We start from the raw sequence: 19,462 nt of genomic DNA on the forward strand, positions 1-19,462 counted from the left end.
ATCTCACACCGATGCCCGCCGGTCGGCGAGGCGAGGCGCCCGGCGGCCCGGCCCTATGGCTGACGGACCCGGTGCAGACCCCGGGCACCGGACCGCTCACGCCGGGGCGGCGGGGCCGTCCAGGCCCACGACCAGGACGGCGGCGTCGTCCTCGTGCCCGACGTTCTCGGCACCCTTGATCACGGCCGCGGCGAGCGCGCGGGCCTCCAGACCGGCGACGGCGGCGATGCCGGCGAGCCGTACCACCTGGTCGAGGCCGTCCTCGATGTTCAGCGACGGCCCCTCCACGACACCGTCGGTCAGCAGGACGAAGACCCCGCCGGTGGTGAGCCGGTGCCGGGTGACAGGGAACTCGATGTTCTGTTCGATGCCGAGCGGCGGTCCGCCCTCGTCGTCGACGACGCCGGACTTCCCGTCCGCCGTGGCCCAGATGAAGGGGATGTGACCGGCCCGGGCGCTCTCCAGCACCCCGGTGGCCGGGTCGAGCCGCATGAAGGTGCAGGTGGCGAACAGATCGCTGCCCAGGGAGAGCAGCAGGTCGTTGGTGCGGGCCAGCAGCTCCCCGGGATCGCCGGTGACCGAGGCGAGCGCCCGCACTCCGGCTCTGACCTGGCCCATGAAGGCGGCGGCCTCGATGTTGTGGCCCTGTACGTCGCCGATGGACAGCCCGATCCGGCCGTCGGGCAGGGTGAAGGCGTCGTACCAGTCGCCGCCCACGTTGAGACCGAGGTTGGCCGGCGCGTACCGCACCGCGAGATGGAGACCGGGCGCGGCCGGCAGGTCCCGGGGGAGCATGCCGCGTTGCAGGGCGATGGCCAGCTCGACCTGGGTGCGTTGCAGCTCCGCGCGCCTGCGCGCCTGGGCGGTGAGCGAACCGAGTCTGGCCAGCAGCTCGTCGCCTTCGTCCGTGGTGCGCTTGCGGGGCATCGATCACTTCCGGCGGGGCGGGTGACCCTCGGAGGGCCGGGCGCGTGAATTTTCGGCAAACGTCTAGATTTTACCTAAATAAGGTGATCGCGCCTCGCGGATGGCCGGCCGGGCCCGGACCCCGGCCCGTCCGTGTCCCGGTCGTGCTCGCGGTCAGCGGACCTCGGAGTCGATGCCGGTGATCACCGCGGGCCCGAGCGGCGCGGTCCGCTCGTCCAGTCCCGCCTGCTGGAGCGCGGAGTCCGCGAGCCTGCGGGCCTCCTCCTCGGCGTGCCGGCCGGTGTCGGCCTCCACGGTCAGGCGCAGGGTGAAGGTGTTGTCGTCGTTGACGCTGAGCGCGTCCAGGTCCTCGGCGCTGCCCATGTGCGTGCCGTGCGGATCGGCGGGCCGGAGCGCCCGGGCCAGCCGGGAGCGGGTGTCGGACTCGATCCCGGTGGTGAAGGTGCCGGGGACGCTGATCACGTAGGTCGTCATGAGACGGTCCTTTCCTCGGGCGTCCCCCCGTCTACCCCGATTCGCCGGCTTCGCACAGCGGACAGCGGGGCGTCGCCCCGGGTCCGGCGTCGTCCCCCGGACGGTGGACGTGCCCGTGTCGGCTCCGGGGTCCGGTGCGCCGGGGGTGGGAGATTACGGCTGCGGCCCCCGGTCCGCCCCTCCCCCGCCCCGTCCGGCGGAGGACTCCCCCCATGTCGAAGGACTCCTCCATGTCAAGGAAGGCCACGCTCATGCGCCCGTGTCGTTCGCTCGCCGCCGTACTCGGCGGTCTCGCCCTCGCTCTGACCACCACGGGCTCCGCGCTCGCCGCCGACGGCACGTTCGTCTGGATCGGACCCCAGGGCAAGGCGTACGCCATCGACAACCCGCCGGACCACAAGTGCCTCGACATGGCCCAGGAGGCGCGCGGCGCCCGCAACGGGACGAAGAAGCCGCTCGTCGTCTACACGAAGAAGAGGTGCAAGGGCTCGGCGTCGCGGCTCGCCCCCGGCCGGTCGGCGCCCGCCAACTCCCGCTTCGCCAGCGTGGTCTTCAACCCGCGCTGACCGTTCCGCGCGGCCCGGGGGCGTGAGCCCCCCTCAGATCCAGCCGTCGAGCGCGCCCATGAAGCCGTCGAAGTCGTCACGGTAGACGCAGTGCCCGGCTCCCGCGACCGTCCGGACCTCGAAGCCCCGCCGCACCAGCTCCTCGTCCAGCCCGGGCCGTACGAGTTCACCGGCGCCGGCCAGTACCACCAGGGAGGGCACCACCGGGCGCGCCGGTGTCCGGCTGACCGCGTAGATGTCCGGGAGGACGCGGGCCGAGGCGGGGTCCCAGTCGGCGAGCGTGGCCAGTTCCACGTCCACGTCGGCCTCGTCCCAGCGCGGGTTGAGACTCCTGATCATCGCGCGGTTCGCGGACTTGAAGGCGGCGAAGTACACGGACGCCTCGACCAGTTTCCGGCGTAGGTCCCAGGCGGGGTCGCAGTAGACGGCCCGGGCGGGCACCAGCCGTTCGACGGCGCCGGCCAGGGCCATGGCCCCGAGCGAGTGACCGATCACCAGTTCCGGGCGTTCCGGGAGGGTTTCGACGAGGTCGCCCGCCCAGGTCTCGGGGCTGTACTCGCCCCGGCCGCTCGCGCCGTGCCCGCGCAGGTCCACGCCGACGACCCGGTAGCCCTTGCCGGCGAGGACCGGTGCGACCCGGTGCCAGGTGCGGTGGTCGGACATGATTCCGTGCACGAGGACGGCGATCCGCTCGCCGGTCCCCCACTCGTGCGTGTGCAGCCTCATCGGCACCGCCTCCCCCGTCCTGCTCCGGCTGATCATGTCATCACGGCCGGCGCCGGATCCAGACCCGGCGGACGGCCGGCGTCCATCGTCCCGCGCGCGACACCGAAATCCGGGTGGCGCGCGCCCGTGTCGGCACGTCAGCGTGCCGGGCACGTCCAGCCCCGAGGCATCCGGACGGTAGCCACCGGCCGTCCGGTGGCTTTCCTCGCGTCGACTCCTGCGCGCTCAGCGTCGGCCCCCCGTGCTCAGCGTCGGGCTTCTCCGTGATCACGCCACCACCGGGCCGCCGTCCTCCGGGTCCCGGCCTGGTACGCGCCCTCCGTGTGCCCGCACATGTCACCGGAAACGGCGCACAGGCAGAGGGCCGCCCGGCCGAGAAGATGCTCCGGGTCGTCGGCGACACGGGATCACAGGAGACGGACGAGGCGCGCGCCGCGGCGAGACACCGGAGTGCATCGACCTGACCCCCGATGGCTGACACACCCGTACGGAGCGATGCCCGGCTCGTCTGCCGCCCGGCCGACACGAACTCGGCGCGCTCACACTGTCATCACATCGGTCGAATCAGGATGACTCGAACGTTCTGCCTCGTCGTGGACGAGCATCGACAGGAGCGAGGCGACCGTCAGGCCGATTCCCGCTTCGGCTGGATGCCGCAGGGTCTTGCTGGGATCGATCCGGTAGGTGTTGCCGCGCCCCTCCCGGGTGTGGGAAAGGTAACCATCCTGCTCCAGGTCCACAATGATCTTCTGCACAGCGCGCTCAGTGAGCCGACAGCGCGCGGCGATGTCCCGAATGCGCGCATGTGGGTTGTCCGCGATGGCCGCAAGCACGCGGGCATGGTTCGTCAGGAAGGTCCACCCGCTGTGCGGCTCAGGCACTCCATCCATGCCCCGAGTCTACCGACTGGACATTCATGCACTCAAAAACACGTATGGAGATTCGTGTATTAGTTGACGTACATCCGGGTGAAGGGGCAGTGTTGACTCAGTCCCCTGCGCACACATGCGGGAGCAAGCCATGTACCACCGCATCCACGAGGCCCAGCCGGCCGGCGGGTCCGACCTGCCGTGCCCGGGAAGTCGGGACCCGGACAAGCCCCTGCCGACCGGCTTGGCGACTGCCTCCTACGCGCCGCTAGGGAGGCGGATCCGCGTCCAGATCCTGGGCGAGCTGGATCTCGACTCCGCGGACGGGCTCCGCCCCGGCCTGCACAGAGCACTCGCCGCGTCCGACGCAGGCCTCGACCTGGACCTGGGCGGGCTCGACTTCTGCGACTGCGCCGGCCTGGCCGCCCTGATGGAGCTGCGGCAGCGCGCCGACAGCCAGGGCAAAACGGTCTTCATCCGCGTCGGCAGCCGCATGGTCGACAGGCTGCTCGGTCTCCTCGGAGCCCAGGAGCTCTTCACGCCGCCGGACCCGCCGCGCAGCGAACTGCATCACCCGGCCCCGGCCACCGCCCCCGCACCGAAAACGGGGACGGGGACCTCACTGGGCCACATGTCCTCCCGTGGTCGCACGAACGGGATCGGATGCCGCCAGGCCCCGCGGTACTGAGGCACGGGCCGCGACCCACTGGGGTCCGCACGGCACCGCAACGCCCCACCCGAGAGCGTGCACGGGCCCGCACGACCGGTTCGCCATCCGGGGCCGGGCATCCGGACCGGCAGGCACCGCTCCTGTGATGCGCGAGGCGGCTCACAGCGGGGAGTGGGCCACCGCCGTCACATAGGCGCCGAACAGCAGGGACACCAGGGTGAGGGCGCCGTAGACGACCATCGCCGCCGGCGGGCGCAGCCACCAGGTGCGGGCCAGGGCGCGTGCCACCGGGACGAGCAGCGGGAAGGCCGGCAGCAGGAACCGCGGCTTGGAGGAGAAGGAACCGGAGCCGCCGACCACGAGGAGGACCAGGACGCCGGAGAAGACCGCCAGGGCCGGCGGGGGGCGGTCCAGGCAGAGCAGGGCGAACAGCAGGACACCCGTCACGACGATCAGGAGGGCCGCCGGGTAGACGACGCCCCCGCCGTAGAGGAACAGGGCCTTGAGGAAGCGCACCGAGCCGGCGCCGAAGTCGAAGCGGGAGTCCCAGGCGCGCTGGACCGTGAAGTAGCCGCCGAGCAGGTCTCCCGTACGGCTCCCCACCCACAGCACGTAGCCCAGCCAGCCCAGGGGGGCCAGCAGCGCCCCGGCCCACAGCCGCGCCGGGGCCCGGCCGCGCTGCCGCACCGCCTGGTGCCCGGCGGCCAGGGCGACGGCCACCGCCACCGCGAATCCGCTCGGCCGCGCCAGGCCCGCCAGCGCGGACAGCGTGCCGGCCCACAGCCAGCGGCCCCTGAGCACGCAGTACAGCGCCCACGCGGCGAGTGCGGCGAACAGCGACTCCGTGTAGGCGATGGTCAGTTCGACGGCGTGCGGCAGCGCGGCCCACAGGGCGACCAGCGTGGTGGCGACGCCCCGGCCGTACAGATGGTGGCCGACGAGGTAGATGCCGTACGCGGCCACGCCCGCGGCCGTCCAGGAGATGAGCAGGGCGGACCGGCCCGGGGTGAGCGGCAGGACGGCGGTCAGCGCCCGGACGAGCGCCGGGTAGAGGGGGAAGAACGCCCAGTCGGTCTGGACGGCGCCCTGCGGGGAGATCCAGACGAGGCGGCCGTAGCCGTGGGTGGCGATGTGCAGGTACCAGCGCGAGTCCCAGGAGTGGGCCAGGTTCCTGACCAGCGGATGTCCCCGGAGCGCGTTCGTGAGGATCACCGTGAGGAGCCCGGCGAGCCGGACGGCCGCGAACAGGGCGAGCGCCGGCAGGACGCCCTGCGGCCGGCCGGGCCCGGTCGGCCGGGGAAGGCGAGGGCGCCTCAGGGGTCCGGAGGGGGCCGTCGGTTCGGGCCGGGGGACGGAGGAGGTGCTCACGGCGTCGACCTTGGGCACGCCGGTGGGCAGGCGCAACGCGCGACCCGGGTTTCCGCCACCCCTCCCCCGGTTTTCACGCGTCCGGACGCGTCACCGGCCCCGCTCACCCCGTCAAGGGGACCCACAAGGGGTGTGGTTATCATATGAGCGCTGCCTAGCTCGAAAGATGGATCTGTGACTGTCAACGACGACTCGTTCACCAACTGGAAGATCCGCGAGGAGATCGCGGAGTCGATGATCCCGCTCATCGGGAAGCTGCACCGCGAGCGGGACGTGACCGTCCTGCTGCACAGCCGCTCCCTGGTGAACAAGTCGGTGGTCAGCATCCTGAAGACGCACCGCTTCGCCCGGCAGATCGCCGGTGCCGAGCTGTCGGTCACCGAGACCATGCCGTTCCTCCAGGCCCTGACCGCCCTCGACCTCGGGCCGTCGCAGATCGACCTCGGCATGCTGGTCACCACCTACAAGGCCGACGACCGCGGCCTGAGCGTGGCGGAGTTCACCGCCGAGGCGGTCGCCGGTGCCACCGGTGCGAACAGGATCGAGCGACGCGAGCCGCGCGATGTCGTGCTCTACGGCTTCGGTCGCATCGGCCGGCTCGTCGCCCGGCTGCTGATCGAGAAGGCCGGCTCCGGCAACGGCCTCAGGCTGCGCGCCATCGTCGTGCGCGGCGGCGGCGCGCAGGACATCGTCAAGCGCGCCTCGCTGCTGCGCCGCGACTCCATCCACGGTCAGTTCCAGGGCACGATCACCGTCGACGAGGACAGCAGCACGATCGTCGCCAACGGCAACGCCATCAAGGTGATCTACGCGGACGACCCGTCGCAGGTGGACTACACCGAGTACGGCATCCGGGACGCCATCCTCATCGACAACACGGGGAAGTGGCGCGACCGCGAGGGCCTGTCCCAGCACCTGCGCCCCGGCATCGAGAAGGTCGTGCTGACCGCGCCGGGCAAGGGCGACGTCCCGAACATCGTGCACGGCGTCAACCACGACACCGTCAAGCCGGACGAGCAGATCCTGTCCTGCGCCTCCTGCACCACCAACGCGATCGTGCCGCCGCTGAAGGCCATGGACGACGAGTACGGCGTGCTGCGCGGCCACGTGGAGACGGTCCACTCGTTCACCAACGACCAGAACCTGCTGGACAACTACCACAAGTCCGAGCGCCGGGGCCGCTCCGCGCCGCTCAACATGGTCATCACCGAGACCGGTGCCGCCTCCGCCGTCGCCAAGGCGCTGCCCGACCTCAAGGCGAAGATCAGCGGCAGCTCGATCCGCGTCCCGGTGCCGGACGTGTCGATCGCGATCCTCAACCTCCAGCTGGCCCGCGAGACCACCCGCGAGGAGGTCCACGACTACCTGCGCGAGGTGTCGCTCACCTCGCCGCTGAAGCGGCAGATCGACTTCATCACGGCGCCCGACGCGGTCTCCAGCGACTTCATCGGCTCGCGCCACGCCTCGATCGTGGACGCCGGCGCGCTGAAGGTGGACGGGGACAACGCGATCCTCTACCTCTGGTACGACAACGAGTTCGGCTACTCCTGCCAGGTCGTCCGGGTCGTCCAGCACGTGTCCGGCGTGGAGTACCCGACGTACCCGGCGCCGGCGGTCTGATTCCCCGGGTCCGTGGACGCGTACGGCCGCCGACCGGGGTTTCCGGCCGGCGGCCGTTCCGCTGGGCGGGTACGGTCAGGCCGACGTCGGCCGGGTGCACGCGCCCGCGGCGCACGCCGTGAGCCACTGGTCGAAGTCGGCGTCGTAGCGGGTGCCGATGCCGTCGTGGTAGACGGCGTGTCCGCCGGCGTAGTCACCGACGCGGAAGCGGGCGAGCATGCGCTGGACGTCGTCGGGGTGCCGCTCGACCATGTAGCGCACGGCGAGGTAGCCCCACGGGTAGGTCCGGGTCACGTCGCTGTTGTCGTAGGTGTTCTCGAACAGGGTGCTCAGCCTGTACGTGTGCCTGCCGGCCTCCTGGACCGCCTGGTCGTCGGCGAGACCGCGGTAGCCGTAGGAGACGTACTCGGCGACGCCCTCGATCCACCACACGTCCGGCACGGAGATCTGCCGGGCGAAGTCGCCCTTCATGTCGTCGCGGGCGTCCAGGAAGTGCGTGTACTCGTGGTTGAGGTTCCAGATCCGGGCCGGGAAGCCGTCGTCGTGGTCCTTCTGGTACATGACCGACATCGGCTCGTTGGCCGGGTCCGACGGGTCGCCGCCCAGCGTCATGCCGCCGTTGTCGGTGCTGATGCCGTACATCGCGCCGGCGTACGTCCGGTAGTCGGCGCGGCTCGCGAACACCACGAGCCGGACCGTGGAGGCGTACTGGCCGGGTATCGCGCCGTCGGCCTTCACCACCGACCGGAACCAGGCGTCCTGGCGGAGCACGCCGGCGCAGGCGGCGTCGAGGTCGGCGGCGGTGAGCGCCTGGGCGCGGACGGTGACGTTCGCGTCACAGTGCCGCGTGACCGGCAGGACGGCCTTGTCGAGCTTCTCCGGCAGGTCGCAGACGTCGTAGTAGGAGCAGTCGGCCTTGTCGTAGGAGTTCGCCTGCGTGGCCACGGCCACCCAGAGCCCGGCCGTCGGGCCGGTGATCCCCGTCCGGTCCAGCAGGTCCTTGGTCAACGGGCGTACGGTGTCCCGCAGTCCGGAGTGCTCGGTGTAACGGGCCAGGTTCATCCCGGCGTTGGCGTCCAGGAAGGCCAGGTCGGTGCCGAGCTGGTCGGTGTGGGCCAGCGCGAAGTCGTACAGGGTTCCGGCGATGCGCGGGTCGGCCTCGACCGCCCGCACGTACGCCGGGTTCCAGTTGCCACGCCACAGCGGTGTGTAGACGTCGTTGACGGCCCTGATCATGCTGTCGACCGAGTCGTAGGAGCTGTCGTAGTCGGTCAGCAGCCGCCGGTACACGGAGAGGTAACGGCCCTGCTGGTCGGCGCTGTCGGTGAGGATGACGGTCTCGCCGAGGATGTCGCCGTTGGCCGCCGTGACGTCACGGGAGTGGGCGCGGGCGAAGAAGGTGTCCGTGCCGCTCGTGACGGCGGTGGTGAGACGGGAGGTGTACGCGCCCACGTCCCCGGGGTGGTTGAACCGCGCGTAGTAGCCGGCCCGCAGGAAGAGGACCAGTTGCAGCAGGCTGCCCGAGTTGTCGCCGCGGTACTGCCCGGCGGTGCGGGTGAACGCGTGGGCGACCGTGAGCATCTGGGCCTGGCGGAAGATGTCGCGCGCGTCCGTGCCGGTGACCGAGAAGAGGGTGTTGACGCAGTCCGGGGTCGCGGACCTGACGTAGGAGACGAGGGCGGAGCCGGTACGGCTGCCGAAGTCGGCCGGGGCGCAGGAGGCCGCCTTCACCTGGCGCGGCCCGGCGTGCCTCGTGGACGTGGGCCGCTGCGGCGGGAGTTGGGCCGGGCTGAGCCGCCGGGCCTGGGTCGCGGGGCGCTCGGTCGCGACGGTGGACGCGGCGGCGGGCGACGGGACGGAGAGGTGCGCCCGGGCTGCGGTGGCCGTGGCGGTGTGCGGCCGGGGCGCGGCGAGTGCCGGGGTGGACAGCAGGCCGGCCAGGGTGACGCAGACGGCGGCGGCGCCGGCGATGCGGCCCGCCGTGCCTCTCGGCAGGCGTCCGGGCAGCGCGAAGCGATAGCGCATCGGGAGTCCTCCACGAAGGGATGCGCCTCTGTGGGGTGTCGAGGCGTGTGAAGGACTGTCTCAGCGCACCGCGGGCCCAACAATGGTGTGTGACATAGCACATGGCACTCGCCGCTCATAACATCGCGGCGCACTCGTGACCCGCCCCTACGCCCCGGCGACGCTCCAGGTCCGCGAGGCCCAGGTACGCAGGTGCGGGGCCTGGGCGACGAGGTCGCGGTACGCGTCCGTGGCGGACCGGAACAGGGTCTCCACGGTGTCGTCGGTGACGGTGTCCGGCCGCCAGGCCAGCACATAACGGCACCAGAGCGGGGAGCCCACCAGCGGTTTGACCGTGACGTGCGGGATCGGCCGCAGCGTCGGCTGCACCAGGGACACCCCGAGACCGTCGGCGATCATGCTCTGCAGCTGGGTCTGGTCGCCGAGCCACTCGTGGACGGTCACCGGGGTGAACCCGGCCGCGGCGCAGGCGTCGTAGAACACCCCCGGCCAGCCGGCGCCGTCGTCCGGGGTCACGAACCACGCGTCCTCAGCGAGGTCGGCGAGCTGGACCTGGGCGCTCTGGCGGAGCCGGTGACGGGCGGGCAGGGCGACGAAGGTGGGCTCGGTGACGATGCCGCGATGCCGTACGGCGGTCGAGTGCCGTAGTTCCATGCCCGGGTAGTCGGCGGCGATGGCCGCGTCCACCGCGCCCTCCTCCAGCAGCTCGACGATCCGCGAGGACGCGTAGACGCTGGTGACCGAGAGGGAGAGTTCCGGCAGCCGGGCACGGACCCGGGAGACCGTGCCGGACAGCATGGGCGAGTTCGTCGCGGCCACGCGCAGGGTGCGGCGGGGGCGGGCTGCGGGCGGGCGGTGCCCGATCGCGGCGGCCCGCGCGAGGACGTCCCGGGCCTGCTCGACGACCTCGGCGCCGTACCGGGTCGGCCGGACCCCGCCGGGCCCGCGCTCGAAGAGCGGCTCGCCGAGGTGGCGTTCGATGCGCCGCAGCTGGGTGCTGACGGCCGGCTGCGAGTAGCCCAGCTGTGCGGCGGCACGGCCCACGCTGCCCGCGTCGGCGATCGCGCACAGCACCCGCAGGTGCCGCAACTCCAACTCCATCGCTCCACTCTCCGCCCATTGCGGCTCCCGGTACACTCGCGCCCCGGGGGCCGACCACGCCGGTCCGCCGCAGCCGTCGCCGACCGCTGCTCGCGACCGGCGGACCGAAGCGTTCCATTGTCCCCTCCCGGACACAAGCCGCAGGTCCGCCAGGGTGGGGATGCGCGTCGGCGGAGAAGCCCCGGGCACGGCGCACCCCGGGTCCGCGGCCGTGCGCCCCGCCCTGCGGACCGAGGGGCGGCTCGTTCTCCAGCGGGTGGGCGTCTTGGCCGCGGTCGGCCACCGGATCCCCGGCGATCCGCTCGGCGCCCTCGACCGCGACGGCCGCCTCGCGTCGGTGAGGCCCACGTCCTGGCCGACGCGATCGGCCCGCCAGGGAAACCACCGAGCGCACCGCCGCCCGACGCCACCTGCGCGTGCGGCGCGGTGAGCGCGTCCTACACCCCGGAACCGGCCGCCGTCGGCAGACCGCCGGGCGGTGAGGAGCGGCCCGGTCGTGACCAGCCACCCGGTCGTGAGGAGCCGCCGGGCGCCCGGTCTTCCGGTGCCGCGCCGTCTCAGTGCCGGCCCAGCACCTCCGCCACCCGCATGAACCCGTCCGTGCCGTGGCCGAGGCCGATGACGCGGCGGGCCAGCCCCTCCACGGCCCGCATGACGCCCGCGTCGATGCCGTGGGACTCGGAGACGGCGACGACGTGGGCCATGGTGGAGGCGGCCGAGGTGATGGGGTTGATCTCGCCGGAGTAGGTGCCGCTGTCGGCGTTCTGCGCGAACCGGTCGAACAGCGGAGGCAGGATGGCGGCGATGCCCTGGGCGAAGGGGGACAGTTCCCCGGCGGAGACGCCCTCCGCGCGGGCGACGGCCACGGCGTGCGCGTACCCCGCCATCGCGGTCCAGAAGATGTCGAGCAGCGCGATGTCGTAGGCGGCGGCGCGCCCGATCTCCTCGCCCAGGTGGGTGTGCGTCCCGCCGAGCGCCTCCAGCACCGGCCGGTGCCGCTCGTAGAGGTCGCGCGGGCCGCTGTGCAGGAGGACGGCCTCCGGCGTGCCGATGCTGGGCGCCGGCGTCATGATCGCACCGTCCAGGTAGCCGATGCCGTGGGCCGCCGCCCACTCCCCGGTGTCCCGGGCTCGCTCCGGAGTGTCGGCGGTCAGGTTCACGACGGTACGGCCCTTCAGGGCACGGGTGACGTCGGCGGGGCGCAGGATCGCGTCGGAGGCGTCATGGTTCACCACGCAGACGACGGTCAGCTCCGAGGCGGAAACGGCCTCTTCGGCCGACCCGGCGGCGTTCGCCCCGCGCCCGGTCAGCTCCCGCTCCTTGCCCGGTGTGCGGTTCCAGACCGTGGTCGGCAGGCCGGCCGCCAGGAAGGCGCCCGCCAGCGCGCGGCCCATCGGACCGAGACCGAGGACTGTGACGGCAGGAAGATCCGAAGATGTGGACATGTTGCAACTCCCGTGGTCGGTGAGGAAGAACGAAGAACAAGGACACGACCGGAATCGAGGACGACGATGACGCGCAGCCGTGCCCAGGACCCGAACGTCTGCGGAGTGACCGCCGCGATCGCCGTGATCGACGGCAAGTGGAAGACGTCGCTGCTGTGGCTGCTGGAGTCCGGCCCGCACCGGCCCGGCGAACTCCGCCGCAGACTGCCCGGGCTGAGCGAGAAGGTGCTGACCCAGGCGCTGCGCGAGATGACGGACGACGGTCTGGTGCACCGGGAGGTGCACGACGTGCTGCCGCCGAAGACCGTGTACTCGCTGACCGGGTTCGGCCGCGATCTGGCCGCGGCCCTGGATCCGGTGGCCGAGTGGGGTCACCGCCGTCTGGAGCGGCTCCGCGAGCGTGAAGCGGTCTCCTGAGGTGCGCTGCGGCGTCCGCGCTGCGACGTCCGGGGTCTGCCGCCGCTGTCGCCTCCCGTCCGTTCTCCGGCAACCCCTGACCTCGGGAAACAGCCTCTCCCGGGCGGACGTGAGCTGCCAAGTACCCACAAATAAGTGGGTGTTCGGCACCCCGGGAGAACCGGGCCCGTTCTTCCTGGTGGTCCGCGAGTCCACGCACGGCTGAGCCGACCTGAACCGAGATCCTGTTTGCCTAAACCCTTTAGGAAATTGCACAATGGTTTTCGACAGACGGGAGAAACAGTCATGGCACGTGCGGGGCTGACCACCGAACGCCTGGTGCGGGCCGGCGCGGAGCTGGCCGACGAGGTCGGCTTCGACCAGGTGACGGTGTCCGCGGTGGCCCGGCGGTTCGACGTCAAGGTCGCGAGCCTGTACTCGCACCTGAGGAGCTCACAGGACCTCAAGACGCGGATCGCGCTGCTCGCCCTCGCGGAGCTGGCCGACCGCGCGGCCGAGGCCCTGGCCGGCAGGTCCGGCAAGGATGCCCTCGGCGCCTTCGCGAACGTCTACCGTGACTACGCCCGCGCGCACCCCGGCCGCTACGCGGCGGCCCGTCACCCGCTGGACGCCGAGACGGCGGCCGGCAGCGCGGGGGTGCGGATCGCTCAGCTCACCCGGGCGATCCTGCGCGGCTACGACCTGACCGAGCCGGACCAGACCCACGCGGTCCGCCTCCTCGGCAGCGTCTTCCACGGCTACGTCAGCCTGGAGACGGCCGGCGGGTTCAGCCACAGCGCGCCCGACTCGCAGGAGTCCTGGACCCGGATCCTGGACGCCCTCGACTCCCTGCTGCGCAACTGGCCCGCCCAGTCCTGAACCACGCGGCTCCCGCACGGCAGTCCCTCCGGAAGCACAGGCAGACACGATGCACACCATCCCCCTCACCGCCGATCTGATATGCGGTGCCCTCGAACTGGAGCGCACCGCGCACGGCCTGCTGCCGCACCGGCTGCCCGCCCGGGCCCGCGCCCAGTGCGCCGACCCGCAGCTGGCCCTGGCGGAGTCCCAGCCCTCCGGCGTACGGCTGGCCCTGCGCACCCGCGCCACCACCGTCGAGCTGGACACCCTGCCGACGAAGCGGGTCTACGTCGGCGCGCCGCCCCGCCCGGACGGCGTGTACGACCTGCTCGTCGACGGACACCCGGCCGGCAGCGCCTCCCTCACCGAGGGCCACACCCTCACCATCGACCTGGGCACCGGCTGCGCCGAACACCGGCCCGGCCCGGTGGGCACCGTGCGCTTCACCGGCCTTGCGGACACCGTCAAGGACGTGGAGATCTGGCTGCCGCACAACGAGACGACCGAGCTGGTCGCGCTGCGCGCCGACGCCCCCGTGGAGCCCGTACCGGACCGGGGCCGCCGGGTGTGGCTGCACCACGGCAGCTCGATCAGCCACGGCTCGGACGCGGCGAGCCCCACCACCACCTGGCCGGCGCTCGCCGCGTCCCTGGGCGGAGTGGAGCTGGTCAACCTCGGGCTGGGCGGCAGCGCGCTGCTCGACCCGTTCACCGCCCGGGCGCTGCGTGACACGCCCGCCGATCTGATCAGCGTCAAGCTGGGCATCAACCTGGTCAACACCGACCTGATGCGGCTGCGTGCCTTCGGCCCCGCGGTGCACGGCTTCCTCGACACCGTCCGCGAGGGGCACCCCCGCACCCCGCTGCTCGTCGTCTCGCCGGTCCTGTGCCCGCTGCACGAGGACACGCCCGGCCCCACCGCCATGGACGTGACCGCCCTCGGCGAGGGCCGCCTGCGGTACCGGGCCACCGGGGATCCGGCCGAGCGTGCGGCCGGGAAGCTCACCCTGCGGGTCGTCCGGCAGGAGCTGGCCCGGATCGTGCGCGAACGGGCGGCCGAGGACCCGGCCCTGTACCACCTGGACGGCCGCGAGCTGTACGGGGAGGCCGACTTCGCCGAGCTGCCACTGCCCGACGGCCTCCACCCGGACGCCGCCGGACACCGCCGCATCGGCGAGCGGTTCGCGGAGCTGGTGTTCGCCGGGGACGGGCCCTTCGCGGACCGCGCCGCCTGACCGGAGGGGGCCGGCGCCCCGGCTCGCACCGGAGCCCCTCTCACACCAGGTGCGCGAAGACCACCAGGTTGTCCGTGTAGTCCCGCACCGTCCGGTCGTAGTCCCCGGCACAGGTGATGAGCCGGACCTCGGGGCGCGACGCGTCCGCGTACACCCGTTCGCTGGGGAAGTCGTCCTTGGCGAAGGTCTCGGCGCTGTCCACGACGAAGTCCGCCGTGCGCCCGTCGGCCCGCCGCACCGAGAACCGGTCGCCGGCCTCCAGCTCGTCGAGGTGGGCGAAGACGGCCGGGGAGGTCACCGTGTCGACGTGTCCGGCGATGATCGCGGTGCCCCGCTCGCCGGGCGCGGCACCGTCGGCGTACCAGCCGACGAGATTGGTGTCGGCGGCGGGCGGCGGCTGCAACTGGCCCGAGTCGCCGAGCTCCAGGGAGGTGAACGGGGCGTCGACGGAGATCTTCGGGATGCGCAGCCGGGTCGGCGCGGACCTCGGCAGGGCGTCGTCGGCCTGCCGGGAGTCGGTCGCCGGCGGGGCGCCGGTGCCCGCGGCCCGGTGCGCCTCCGGCTTGCCGTCCGGCTGGTGGTGACCGCCGAACACGCTGACGGCGAGGAAGACGGCCGCCACACCCCACAGCGTCAGCCGCCCGCCGTAGCCGGTGCGCTGCTCGTCGGCCGCCGGTCCTGACGGGGTCGGGGAAGAGGGATCTGCCATCGGACACCACCTCACTCGGGCACGGCAGCACGGGGATCAGGGCGGGGGAAGACGGCGCCGGGACCGGCGTCCAGGGCGGGGCGCAGGGGGCGCGGGCCGCCGACGCGGGGGCGCGCCGGCGGCGTCCGCAGCCCCTGGGACGTACGACCCGTCAGGACGCCGGCTGGACGGCCTTCTTGCGGCGCAGCGCGTAGGCACCGGCGGCGCCTACGGCCAGGACGGCGAGGCCGCCGGCGGTGACACCGGGTGTGGCGAGCGCGCCGCCACCGGTGTGCATGCCACCGCGCGGCTTGTCGTGGTCGTCACCCCAGTCGCCCTTGTCGCCCTTCTCGCCCCGGTCGCCCTTCTCGCCCTTGTCACCCCGGTCGCCCTTGTCACCCTTCTCGCCACCCCCGCCCTCGTCCTTGTCGCGGTAGCTCTCGGGGTCGAACCGGCTGTCGCCGCCCGAACCCCACTCCTCGCTGCGCACCGCGGCGAGCGCTCCGCCACCCGTGTGCATTCCGCCGCGCGGCCCGTCGTGTTCGCCGCCGCCGCCGCGCTTGTTGCCGTACTCCTTGTCCTGGTCGCTGTCGGATCCCTCGTCCTCGTCGGAGTCGTTGTCGTGCCCCTTGCTGTATGAGGAGCCGTCCCGGCCGCCGCCGTCGTGCTCGGCCGCTACGGCGAACGCGGCGCCGGGTGCGGTGAAGGATAGGGCGGCGGCGGCAGCCGCCGTGGCCAGGAGCATGCGGGCAGAGCGCATAGTGATGTCCTTCCGCCGTGACCGGGCAGCGGATACCTCATCAGCTGGATGGACCCGGCCCCGACATGAACCACCGTCAGTGAGGCCCCTGGCTCCCACCATCCGAGCCGCCCAGCCGTGTCACCACGCCACCCGTCTGCCCCAGCGCACCGGCTCCGGGACCCCTCGTCCGGGTCAATCACCGACACGGTCGTACGCCTGCCGGGGTGATCGCGTCGTACGGCGGCCGGGAAGGCAATCGCTGTCCTCTCTGTGCAGCGCCGCCCGAAGGAGGCACTCCATGCCCACGAACACCCGGAACACCCGGCACGGGCGACGGGTCCGACGGCCGGCCGCCGCGTGGGCCGGTGCCCTGCTCGCCGTCGGCGCGGTCACCGCCGTCACCGCCGGCGCCGCTCCCGCCCGCGCCGGGGCGGACACGGTGACGGAGTACCCGGTGACCACGGCGGCCGGCGCCGCGCCCGTCGGCATCACCGCCGGTCCGGACGGCGCGGTGTGGTTCGCGGAGCACGGCGCCGGACGGATCGGGCGGATGGCGGCCGACGGCACGGTCACCGACATCCCGACCTCGGGCCCGGACACCGGTCCGTCCGAGATCGTCCAAGGGCCGGACGGGGCCCTGTGGTTCACCGAGACCACCGCCGGGCGGATCGGCCGCGTCACCCCTTCCGGGCTGCTCACCGAGTTCCCGCTGCCGGCGGCCGGCAGCGGCCCGGCCGGGATCGCGTCGGGCCCGGACGGGGCCCTGTGGTTCACCGAGGCGACCGGGAACCGGATCGGCCGCATCACGACCGCGGGCCGGATCACCGAGTACCCGGTGCCCACCCGGGACGCCACTCCCCACTCCATCGCGGCGGGCGGCGACGGCGCCCTGTGGTTCACCGAGCTGAGCGGCGGCAAGGTCGGGCGCATCACCCCCTCCGGAGAGCTCACCGAGTTCCCGCTGCCCGGCGGGGCTTCCGGCTTCCCGGGCGGCGTCGTCGCCGGGCCGGGCGGCATGTGGCTCACCGCGTCCGGCGGGCACGCGGTGGTCCGCGTCGACCACACCGGGCACGTCACCCGGTTCCCGCTGCCCGGCCCGGACAGCCTGCCCGGCGGCATCACGCGCGGGCCCGACGGGCAGGTCTGGTACGCCGACCAGGCCGGCCGCGTCGGCCGGATCACCGCGACCGGAGCCGTCACCACCTTCCCGGTGCCGGACGGCGGCGAGAAGGTGCCGCTGCGGCTGACGGCCGGGCCCGGCGGAACCGTGTGGTTCACGGAGCTGCTCGGCAACGCCCTCGGCCGGATCCGGGTCCCCGCCCGGTGAGCCCTCGTGACCGGCCGCCCACTCTCCCGGCCGCCGCCCTCTTGTTATGACCGATGTCATAACGCAGGCTGGGGCCGACAGTACGTCAAGGCCGACGCGGTGGGAGGAAACAGTGGCGGACGGGATGGCGCGGGCCCTGTGGGAGCGGTACGAGCCGGTGCACAGTCTCGTGTACTTCGCACCGGAGGCGCGCCGGGCCGCGGACGGGCTGGGGCTGCGCGGGTTCTGGATGGGCTACTTCGCGCTGCGCGCCGCCCCGCTCGGCGCCGTGGCCCCCGCCGTGGTGACGAGCTGCTTCTACGTCTTCCATCCGGCCCGGGTCGAACGGGCGGTGCCGGACGCCTGGTCGTACGCCACCCCGGCGGAGGCGCTGACGGCCCGGCTGGAGGCGATGGACGCGGGGATGACCCGCCTGTTCGGGGCGGACACCGTCGGCTCCGCCGCGTTCACGGAGGCCGCGGACCTCGCCTGGGAGGCCGCCGCGGGCGCGGACACCACGGGCCGGGTGCTCGCCGCCGCCAATCAGGCGCTGGAACGGCCGGACAAGCCGACCGCCCGCCTGTGGCAGGCCCTGACGACCCTGCGCGAGCAGCGGGGCGACTCCCATGTGGCGGTGCTGGTCGGCCTGGGGCTCGGCCCGGTGGAGGCCATGGTGCTCAAGGCGGCGGCCGGCGAGTCCGACGGGGCCTTCCTGCGAGAGACCCGGAAGTGGCCGCAGGACGCGTGGGCGGCGGCTGTGGCCCGGCTGCGCGCGGACGGCCGGCTCACGGCGGACGGCGCGCTGACGCCGGCGGGCGCGGCCCTGCGTGCGGAGGCCGAGGCGCTCACCGACGCGGCGGCCGAGGGACCGTGGACCGCGCTGGGCGCCGAGCGGAGCGGGCGGCTGGCCACGCTGCTGGAGCCGCTGGCCCGCACGGTCCGCGAGTCGGACCTGCTGCCGCCCGGGAATCCGGTGGGGCTGACCCGGGTGACGTACCCGGCCGGCCACTGAGGGCGCTCCGGGCCCCGGCAGGCCCCTGGGGCGCTAGGGCCCGGGACACCCGTACCCGGCCGACCGGTGGGGGCGGTCCCGGCCCCGGCAGCCACCGCCTGGGCGCCGGACCCGGGACACCCGTACCCGACCCACCGCTGAGGACCGCCCACCGGCAGGGCGCGGCCTCCGGACCCAGCCGGAGATCATGTCCCGCCCGAACGACGACCGGCACCCGGTGAACCAGCCCTGGCCGACCTTCCCGAAGCGCTGCGGGCCCCAGTGGCCCCCACCCGGGGCGCCGGGCCGGGGACGCCCGTACCCGGCCGGCCACTGAGGGCGCTCCGGGCGCTGGCCCCCCGCCCGGGCGCCGGGTCGGGGAGCCGTACGAGTGAAGGTGGTGCTCGCCCCCTGGTCACCGGCAGCCGTCCGGGATCCGTTCCATGGAGCCGGTGCCACACCGGTTGGCCATCGGCACGGGTGACGACCGCCGGGGTTTGGCCGAGAGCAGCCGTACCAAGGGGTGAAATGCCCGGTCAGCGGCCTGGAGTGCGGGCCGTACGCTGGGGCCGTGGTCAACCGAGACGAGGATCCAGGACAGGTGGCGGCCCGGCTCACCGGGCGGCGGCCGGTGAGCCGGGCCCCGCGCTCGTCGGGCGCGCCCGCCGAAGTGCTGCTGGACGGCGGGACACCGGTGATGGTCAAACGCGGCGACGGCCCCGGGGCGGTGCGCGCGGAGGTGGCGGGGCTGCGCTGGCTGGCCGCGGCGGACGCGGTCCGGGTGCCGGCGGTGCTCGGGCACGACGAGCACTGGATGGTGACCGAGCGGGTGCCCACCGGCTCTCCGGACCCCGAGGCAGCGCTGCGTTTCGGCCAGGCCCTGGCCGCGCTGCACGCGGCCGGCGCACCCCGTTTCGGGGCGCCGCCGCCCGACGGGCCCGAGGACGCCTACATCGGCCTCGCCCCCATGCGCAACGCCCCGGGCACCGACTGGTCCCGCTGGTACGCCGAGCACCGCGTGCTGCCGTACGTGCGCGGCGCGGTCGACCGGGGCACGCTCCGGCCGGGCGAGGCGGCGGTCTTCGAGCGGGTCTGCGCACGGCTGCCGGAGCTGGCGGGGCCGGCCGAGCCGCCCGCCCGGCTGCACGGCGACCTGTGGAACGGGAACGTGCTGTGGGGCGCCGACGGCGAGGTCAGGCTGATCGACCCGGCCGCGCACGGCGGACACCGGGAGACCGACCTGGCGATGCTCCGGCTGTTCGGCTGCCCCCACCTGGACCGGGTGCTCACCGGCTATCAGCGGGCGGCACCCCTGGCCGACGGCTGGCGGGACCGGGTCGGGCTGCACCAGCTCTTCCCGCTGCTGGTGCACGCGGTGCTGTTCGGGCGGGGATACGCCGAACAGGCGCTGGCCGCGGCACGCGACGCGCTCGCGCGATGACCCCGGAAGGAA

19 protein-coding genes are annotated in these 19,462 nt (G+C 73.4%); 9 read left to right on the forward strand and 10 right to left on the reverse strand.

All coding sequences use genetic code 11. The features are described 5' to 3' along the window. Positions 1–96: 96 nt before the first annotated feature. Positions 97–927 carry a PP2C family protein-serine/threonine phosphatase gene (locus C3492_RS34440; protein ID WP_103816565.1) on the reverse strand — a complete coding sequence of 277 codons (831 nt, stop codon included), beginning with the start codon at positions 925–927 and terminating at the stop codon, positions 97–99. Positions 928–1,080: 153 nt separating this feature from the next. Further along, entirely contained in the window at positions 1,081–1,401 is a 321-nt protein-coding gene (locus C3492_RS34445) for a hypothetical protein (RefSeq protein WP_103816566.1), read from the reverse strand. A gap of 251 nt (positions 1,402–1,652) precedes the next feature. Between C3492_RS34445 and C3492_RS34450 the strand changes: the two genes are divergently transcribed. After that, positions 1,653–1,967: a hypothetical protein gene (locus C3492_RS34450; protein ID WP_103816567.1), complete on the forward strand. Its 315-nt coding sequence runs from the start codon at positions 1,653–1,655 to the stop codon at positions 1,965–1,967. Positions 1,968–2,000: 33 nt separating this feature from the next. Here the strand turns inward: C3492_RS34450 and C3492_RS34455 are convergent, their stop codons facing one another. Together C3492_RS34455 and C3492_RS34460 are read right to left on the reverse strand one after the other, a co-directional pair. Continuing rightward, a complete protein-coding gene (locus C3492_RS34455) occupies positions 2,001–2,693 on the reverse strand; it encodes an alpha/beta fold hydrolase (protein ID WP_103816568.1) in 693 nt (230 codons plus the stop codon). 539 nt (positions 2,694–3,232) lie between these two features. Then, entirely contained in the window at positions 3,233–3,583 is a 351-nt protein-coding gene (locus tag C3492_RS34460; RefSeq protein WP_103816569.1) for a helix-turn-helix domain-containing protein, read from the reverse strand. A gap of 130 nt (positions 3,584–3,713) precedes the next feature. On the opposite strand from C3492_RS34460, the gene C3492_RS34465 reads away from it, so the two are divergent. Next, complete coding sequence (locus C3492_RS34465; protein ID WP_103816570.1) at positions 3,714–4,250, forward strand: STAS domain-containing protein; 537 nt, start codon at positions 3,714–3,716, stop codon at positions 4,248–4,250. Between the two features lie 141 nt (positions 4,251–4,391). Here C3492_RS34465 and C3492_RS34470 read toward each other — a convergent pair whose 3' ends face one another. After that, positions 4,392–5,600, reverse strand: coding sequence for a hypothetical protein (locus tag C3492_RS34470; RefSeq protein ID WP_374938408.1), 1,209 nt, complete (start codon positions 5,598–5,600; stop codon positions 4,392–4,394). A 174-nt stretch (positions 5,601–5,774) separates the two neighbouring features. Between C3492_RS34470 and C3492_RS34475 the strand changes: the two genes are divergently transcribed. Continuing rightward, positions 5,775–7,220 (forward strand): glyceraldehyde-3-phosphate dehydrogenase, encoded by a 1,446-nt coding sequence (locus C3492_RS34475; protein WP_103816571.1) that lies wholly within the window; start codon positions 5,775–5,777, stop codon positions 7,218–7,220. 75 nt (positions 7,221–7,295) lie between these two features. On the opposite strand, the gene C3492_RS34480 is transcribed toward C3492_RS34475, so the two are convergent. From C3492_RS34480 to C3492_RS34490, 3 genes are all read right to left on the reverse strand, one after another. Beyond that, positions 7,296–9,245: a collagenase gene (locus C3492_RS34480; protein WP_103816572.1), complete on the reverse strand. Its 1,950-nt coding sequence runs from the start codon at positions 9,243–9,245 to the stop codon at positions 7,296–7,298. Between the two features lie 147 nt (positions 9,246–9,392). Further along, positions 9,393–10,346, reverse strand: a complete 954-nt coding sequence (locus C3492_RS34485) for a LysR family transcriptional regulator (protein ID WP_103816573.1) — start codon at positions 10,344–10,346, stop codon at positions 9,393–9,395. A 557-nt stretch (positions 10,347–10,903) separates the two neighbouring features. After that, a complete protein-coding gene (locus C3492_RS34490; RefSeq protein WP_103816574.1) occupies positions 10,904–11,791 on the reverse strand; it encodes an NAD(P)-dependent oxidoreductase in 888 nt (295 codons plus the stop codon). Between the two features lie 66 nt (positions 11,792–11,857). Between C3492_RS34490 and C3492_RS34495 the strand changes: the two genes are divergently transcribed. The 3 genes from C3492_RS34495 (at position 11,858) to C3492_RS34505 (ending at position 14,282) form a co-directional block, all read left to right on the forward strand. After that, on the forward strand, positions 11,858–12,208 hold the full coding sequence (locus C3492_RS34495) for a helix-turn-helix domain-containing protein (protein WP_103816575.1): 351 nt from the start codon (positions 11,858–11,860) through the stop codon (positions 12,206–12,208). 285 nt (positions 12,209–12,493) lie between these two features. Continuing rightward, the gene (locus C3492_RS34500) at positions 12,494–13,066 is read left to right on the forward strand and encodes a TetR/AcrR family transcriptional regulator (protein WP_103816576.1); all 573 of its coding nucleotides are present in this window, start codon (positions 12,494–12,496) and stop codon (positions 13,064–13,066) included. A 49-nt stretch (positions 13,067–13,115) separates the two neighbouring features. After that, positions 13,116–14,282, forward strand: coding sequence for a GDSL-type esterase/lipase family protein (locus C3492_RS34505; RefSeq protein WP_103816577.1), 1,167 nt, complete (start codon positions 13,116–13,118; stop codon positions 14,280–14,282). A 40-nt stretch (positions 14,283–14,322) separates the two neighbouring features. On the opposite strand, the gene C3492_RS34510 is transcribed toward C3492_RS34505, so the two are convergent. Next, entirely contained in the window at positions 14,323–14,991 is a 669-nt protein-coding gene (locus tag C3492_RS34510; RefSeq protein ID WP_103816578.1) for a class F sortase, read from the reverse strand. Between the two features lie 151 nt (positions 14,992–15,142). Next, positions 15,143–15,730, reverse strand: coding sequence for a hypothetical protein (locus C3492_RS34515; protein ID WP_103816579.1), 588 nt, complete (start codon positions 15,728–15,730; stop codon positions 15,143–15,145). A gap of 280 nt (positions 15,731–16,010) precedes the next feature. Here C3492_RS34515 and C3492_RS34520 point away from each other — a divergent pair, with 280 nt between their 5' ends. The 3 genes from C3492_RS34520 to C3492_RS34530 all read left to right on the forward strand — a co-directional run bounded on the left by C3492_RS34520 (position 16,011) and on the right by C3492_RS34530 (position 19,450). Further along, positions 16,011–17,039 (forward strand): hypothetical protein, encoded by a 1,029-nt coding sequence (locus tag C3492_RS34520; protein ID WP_103816580.1) that lies wholly within the window; start codon positions 16,011–16,013, stop codon positions 17,037–17,039. Between the two features lie 112 nt (positions 17,040–17,151). Then, positions 17,152–18,030, forward strand: coding sequence for a hypothetical protein (locus C3492_RS34525; protein ID WP_103816581.1), 879 nt, complete (start codon positions 17,152–17,154; stop codon positions 18,028–18,030). Between the two features lie 580 nt (positions 18,031–18,610). After that, a complete protein-coding gene (locus C3492_RS34530) occupies positions 18,611–19,450 on the forward strand; it encodes a fructosamine kinase family protein (protein WP_103816582.1) in 840 nt (279 codons plus the stop codon). Positions 19,451–19,462 lie beyond the last annotated feature (12 nt).

Source organism: Streptomyces sp. Ru62, assembly GCF_002920615.1.
Classification (GTDB): domain Bacteria; phylum Actinomycetota; class Actinomycetes; order Streptomycetales; family Streptomycetaceae; genus Streptomyces.

Excerpts from the sequence above, each read along its gene's own strand:
- C3492_RS34510 (WP_103816578.1), bottom strand. The coding sequence starts at position 14,991 with ATGGCAGATCCCTCTTCCCCGACCCCGTCAGGACCGGCGGCCGACGAG.
- C3492_RS34440 (WP_103816565.1), bottom strand. The coding sequence starts at position 927 with ATGCCCCGCAAGCGCACCACGGACGAAGGCGACGAGCTGCTGGCCAGA.
- C3492_RS34445 (WP_103816566.1), bottom strand. The coding sequence starts at position 1,401 with ATGACGACCTACGTGATCAGCGTCCCCGGCACCTTCACCACCGGGATC.
- C3492_RS34485 (WP_103816573.1), bottom strand. The coding sequence starts at position 10,346 with ATGGAGTTGGAGTTGCGGCACCTGCGGGTGCTGTGCGCGATCGCCGAC.
- C3492_RS34520 (WP_103816580.1), top strand. The coding sequence starts at position 16,011 with ATGCCCACGAACACCCGGAACACCCGGCACGGGCGACGGGTCCGACGG.
- C3492_RS34515 (WP_103816579.1), bottom strand. The coding sequence starts at position 15,730 with ATGCGCTCTGCCCGCATGCTCCTGGCCACGGCGGCTGCCGCCGCCGCC.
- C3492_RS34490 (WP_103816574.1), bottom strand. The coding sequence starts at position 11,791 with ATGTCCACATCTTCGGATCTTCCTGCCGTCACAGTCCTCGGTCTCGGT.
- C3492_RS34505 (WP_103816577.1), top strand. The coding sequence starts at position 13,116 with ATGCACACCATCCCCCTCACCGCCGATCTGATATGCGGTGCCCTCGAA.
- C3492_RS34500 (WP_103816576.1), top strand. The coding sequence starts at position 12,494 with ATGGCACGTGCGGGGCTGACCACCGAACGCCTGGTGCGGGCCGGCGCG.
- C3492_RS34455 (WP_103816568.1), bottom strand. The coding sequence starts at position 2,693 with ATGAGGCTGCACACGCACGAGTGGGGGACCGGCGAGCGGATCGCCGTC.
- C3492_RS34495 (WP_103816575.1), top strand. The coding sequence starts at position 11,858 with ATGACGCGCAGCCGTGCCCAGGACCCGAACGTCTGCGGAGTGACCGCC.
- C3492_RS34450 (WP_103816567.1), top strand. The coding sequence starts at position 1,653 with ATGCGCCCGTGTCGTTCGCTCGCCGCCGTACTCGGCGGTCTCGCCCTC.
- C3492_RS34460 (WP_103816569.1), bottom strand. The coding sequence starts at position 3,583 with ATGGATGGAGTGCCTGAGCCGCACAGCGGGTGGACCTTCCTGACGAAC.
- C3492_RS34480 (WP_103816572.1), bottom strand. The coding sequence starts at position 9,245 with ATGCGCTATCGCTTCGCGCTGCCCGGACGCCTGCCGAGAGGCACGGCG.
- C3492_RS34465 (WP_103816570.1), top strand. The coding sequence starts at position 3,714 with ATGTACCACCGCATCCACGAGGCCCAGCCGGCCGGCGGGTCCGACCTG.